Source organism: Streptomyces sp. NPDC001156, from assembly GCF_053598275.1.
In genome coordinates this window covers 1-4,129 of sequence record NZ_JBSFJX010000387.1, presented here as the reverse complement: position 1 = coordinate 4,129, position 4,129 = coordinate 1, and the positions used below count along the sequence as shown (strand labels likewise).

At 72.0% G+C, this 4,129-nt stretch carries 5 protein-coding genes; 4 read left to right on the top strand and 1 reads right to left on the bottom strand.

Features of this window, described 5'->3' with window-relative positions; genetic code table 11:
* Positions 1-152: 152 nt before the first annotated feature.
* Positions 153-713, bottom strand: coding sequence for an NADPH-dependent FMN reductase (locus tag ACWDA7_RS51035; RefSeq protein WP_360999453.1), 561 nt, complete (start codon positions 711-713; stop codon positions 153-155).
* Positions 714-830: 117 nt separating this feature from the next.
* On the opposite strand from ACWDA7_RS51035, the gene ACWDA7_RS51030 reads away from it, so the two are divergent.
* The 4 genes from ACWDA7_RS51030 to ACWDA7_RS51015 all read left to right on the top strand — a co-directional run bounded on the left by ACWDA7_RS51030 (position 831) and on the right by ACWDA7_RS51015 (position 4,000).
* Entirely contained in the window at positions 831-1,316 is a 486-nt protein-coding gene (locus tag ACWDA7_RS51030) for a MarR family winged helix-turn-helix transcriptional regulator (protein ID WP_450614822.1), read from the top strand.
* 132 nt (positions 1,317-1,448) lie between these two features.
* Positions 1,449-2,063 carry a DNA polymerase ligase N-terminal domain-containing protein gene (locus ACWDA7_RS51025; RefSeq protein WP_450614820.1) on the top strand — a complete coding sequence of 205 codons (615 nt, stop codon included), beginning with the start codon at positions 1,449-1,451 and terminating at the stop codon, positions 2,061-2,063.
* 7 nt (positions 2,064-2,070) lie between these two features.
* The gene (gene ligD / locus ACWDA7_RS51020) at positions 2,071-3,096 is read left to right on the top strand and encodes a non-homologous end-joining DNA ligase (RefSeq protein ID WP_450614818.1); all 1,026 of its coding nucleotides are present in this window, start codon (positions 2,071-2,073) and stop codon (positions 3,094-3,096) included.
* Positions 3,097-3,229: 133 nt separating this feature from the next.
* Positions 3,230-4,000, top strand: a complete 771-nt coding sequence (locus tag ACWDA7_RS51015; protein WP_450614816.1) for an MBL fold metallo-hydrolase — start codon at positions 3,230-3,232, stop codon at positions 3,998-4,000.
* The last annotated feature ends 129 nt before the right edge of the window (positions 4,001-4,129 follow it).

Below are 4,129 nucleotides of genomic sequence, written 5' to 3'. Positions count from 1 at the left end.
AATGACGCGCGCGGGGGCGGGGGGGCCCCGGCCGGCCGGGGGCGCGCCCACCCCCCCCCGCCCCCCCGCCCCCGCGCCCGCCCCCCGCCGCTGGGATCGGCTGCGGGAGCTCGCGCGTCCACCGGTACGGGACCGGTTTCGGGGCGCTGCGGTCAGTTCGCGCGCAGCGGGGCCAGCGCCTTGCTCCAGGCGATGACCTGGTCGAGCGTGGTGACGAGGGTGTCGTGCTGGACGTCGAGCGGCTTGAAGACGCTGAAGTTCTCGAAGTCGGCGAAGAGGGAGAGGGCGACCTGGGACCGGACGTCGGCCATCTGGAGCTCGCCTGCGACACCGCGCAGGTGCTCCACGGCGCGGGTGCCGCCGTTGCCGCCGTAGCTGACGAAGCCGACCGCCTTGTTGTTCCACTCGGCGTAGAGGAAGTCGAGGGCGTTCTTGAGGGCTCCGGGCACCGAGCGGTTGTACTCGGGCGTGACGATCACGAAGCCGTCGAGGGAGGCGATCTTGTCCGCCCAGGCCTGGGTGTGCGGCTGGGTGTACTGGCCCATCGACGGCGGGTAGGCCTCGTCGAGCAGCGGCAGCTTGTAGTCCGCCAGGTCCACGAGCTCGAACTCGGCGTCGCTGCGCCGGTCCGCGATCTCGTGGACCCAGCGGGCGACGGCCTCGCCGTTGCGGCCCGGACGCGTGCTTCCCAGGATGATGCCGATCTTGGTCATGGTCGTACCTCTGCGTTTTCCGAATCGGAACATGTGCTTGCCTCGTCAAGTAAAAAACTTGCGGGGTCAAGTAGATGCATGGGGTCCTTGACTTGTCAAGCAGATATAATCGGCAGCATGCCGTCCAAGGAACGCCCCCTGCCGCCCCTCACCTCGAGCGAGGAAGGATTCCTGCGCGCACTGGGCCGGGTGATGCTGGCGGTGCCGCGGGTCGTCGACGCCGACATGGTCCGCGATGCCCGGATCACGTTGTCCGAGTACACGGCGCTCATGTATCTGTCCGAAGCCCCCGGCGCGCACCTGCGCATGAGCGAACTGGCAGCCGTCTGCAACCTCTCGCTCAGCGGGATGACCCGGGTCGTGAACCGCCTCGAGAAGCAGGGCTTCGTCCAGCGCGTCAAGTGCGACGAAGACGGGCGCGGCTGGAACGCCGTCCTGACCGACTCCGGACTCGAGCGTCTGCGGGAGGCCTGGCCGACTCACCTCGCCAGCGTGCGCCGGCACATCATGGACCATCTCGGCCCCTACGACCTGGCCCAACTCACCACCGCGCTGCAGCACATCGCCACCGGGTCAGGACCGGCCGCCGACCGGGACGTATGACCCGCGTGCCGCTCGCCGGCTCCCGCCCACACGGCGCCGCACCGTTCGGGTGGTCATGACGGCCGAAGGGGTACTCGGGCCCCGGAAGACGGCGTGATCCGCCTCGGGCGGTCGGCGGGAAGGGAGCCTGACGTGGGCGGCAGCGATCGGCTGCGGGAGTATCGCGGCAAACGGGACTTCGACCGGACCCGCGAACCCCGGGGCGACACGGCGTCCCGGGACGAGGAACCCCGTTTCGTGGTGCAGATCCACGACGCGAGCACCCTGCACTTCGACTTCCGGCTCCAGGTCGGCGACGTCCTCAAGTCCTGGGCCGTCCCCAAGGGACCCTCCGCCGATCCCGGGGACAAGCGGCTCGCGATGCCCACGGAGGACCACCCGCTGGAGTACGCGGACTTCGAGGGCGTCATCCCGGAGGGAGAGTACGGGGGCGGCACCGTCATCGTGTGGGACCGCGGCACATACCGGCCGCTGAGCCGCGACCGCCGTGGGCGGCCCGTCCCCTTCGAAGAGGCACTGGAGCGCGGGCACGCCACGTTCCGGCTGCATGGGACGAAGCTGCGCGGCGAGTACGCCCTCACCCGCTTCCGGAGCGGAAAGGGGAACGGCGAGGGCGAGGCCTGGCTCCTGGTCAAGGCGGGCCACGCCCACTCGGCCCGGCACGGGACGCCGGACCCGCGCCGGGCCCGGTCGGTGTGCAGCGGACGCACGCTCGCCCGGGTCGCCGCCGAGGGCGGCGCGGGGTGAGCGGCCGATGAGCGGTCTTACCGACACGCTGCCCGCCGAGCAGCGCCGGCTACTCGCCTCGGCACGTCCCGGGGCGGAACTCGCCGCGCGGCCCATGCTCGCCACCTTGAGCGACCGACGGGATTTCTCCGGTGGGGAATGGATCTTCGAGCGGAAGTTGGACGGCATCCGGGTGCTGGCGGTGCGCGAGGGCGACCGGGTCCTTCTTCTGTCGCGGACGGGCCGGCACCTGAACGACACCTATCCGGAGATCGTCGAGACGCTCGCCGCGCAGGAGTGCGCGGACTTCACCGTCGACGGCGAGATCGTCGCGTTCTCCGGCGGACGCACCGACTTCTCCCGGCTGCAGCAGCGCATGGGGCTGACCCGGCGCCGGGACATCGAGGCCAGCGGGGTGGCGGTGAAGTACTACCTCTTCGATCTGCTGCGACTGGAGGGAGCGGACACCCGGCGGCTGCCGCTGCGCACCCGCAAGTCGCTGCTGCGGCGCGCCCTCGTCCACCGGGCCCCGCTGCGGCTGACCACCCATCGCAACGAGGGCGGCGCCGACCTGCTGGCCGAGGCGTGCGGCCGCGGCTGGGAGGGGCTGATCGCCAAACGGGCGGACAGCACCTACCAGTCCCGCCGTTCCACGGACTGGCTGAAGCTCAAGTGCTCCCTGAGTCAGGAGTTCGTCATCGGCGGTTTCACCGAGCCGACCGGCAGCCGGGTCGGGTTCGGAGCACTGCTCCTCGGCTACTACGAGGACGACCGGCTCCGCTACGCGGGCAAGGTCGGCACCGGGTTCGACCGCCGCACCCTGCTCGGCCTCCGCGCCCGGCTCGACGAACTGGCCACCCAGGTCTCGCCGTTCGACGACCCGGTACGTGAGAGGGGCGCCCATTGGACGCGGCCCGAACCGGTCGCGCAGATCGGGTTCACCGAGTGGACCAAGGACGGCATGCTGCGCCACCCGCGGTTTCTCGGGCTGCGCGACGACAAGAGCGCGGGCGAGGTCGTACGCGAACGCGCCATGCGGCACGTGGCGGTGTGAGGGGATCTTCCGGGGGGTGCCGACGGGCCCCGCGCACGGTCGCGAGAGGATGGGCCGGCGACGCCGGAGCGGCGTCCGCACCGAGCGGTAGGGTCGGTCGCCCTTCAGGGCCCGAGGGAAGATCCGGTGATCCATGCCCGACGACAGCATCGTCGAGATCGGCTCCGACGTGTATCTCGTACCAGGGAGCAACACCAACTGGGTGATCGTGAAGGACGGCGACAGCGCCACCCTGGTCGACACGGGCTATCCCCGGGACCGGGAGCGCCTCCTCGCGTCGCTGGCCTCCGTGGGCGTCGCCCCCGCTGCCGTGACGGCCGTGCTGATCACGCACGCGCACAACGACCACCTGGGCGCGGCGGAGTACCTGCGCCGCACGCACGGGACGCCCGTCCTGATGCATGAGGCCGAACTGCCCCACGCCCGGCGGGAGTTCCTGCACCAGGTGTCGATCGGCAAGGTCCTGGCCAACGGTTGGCGGCCCGGGGTCCTCCCCTGGGCCGTGCACGCCCTGCGCGCGGGGGGAACGGAGCACGTCCCGGTCGCCGAGCCGCAGGCGTTCCCCGACGAGGGCCCGCTGGACCTGCCCGGGCGCCCGGTTCCGGTGCTCACCCCCGGCCACACCGACGGGCACTGCGCCTACCACTTGCCCGATTCAGGGGTTCTGATCACGGGGGACGCGCTGGTCAGCGGCCATCCGACGTCCCGCCTGCGCGGGCCGCAGCTGCTGCCCGGGATGTTCCACCGCGACCGCGACCGCGCCCTGGACTCCCTGACCCTCCTCGAGAAGCTGGACGCCGACGTCCTTCTCCCCGGCCACGGTCCCGTGCTCCGCACCACCGTCGGCGCCGCGGTCGAGCACGCGCGCGAACTCGCCGGCCCGGTCCGGTCCGCCGGCCACTGAAACAGCGACCGCCGCCACGGCCTGAGGGCCGTGGGGGCGGGGGGTGCGCCGGCTGGGGGGTGGATACGTCCAGTTGCCCCCCCCCTGAGCCGCGCCCCCCCCGGGGGGGGGGGTTCGGCGGCCGGTGGG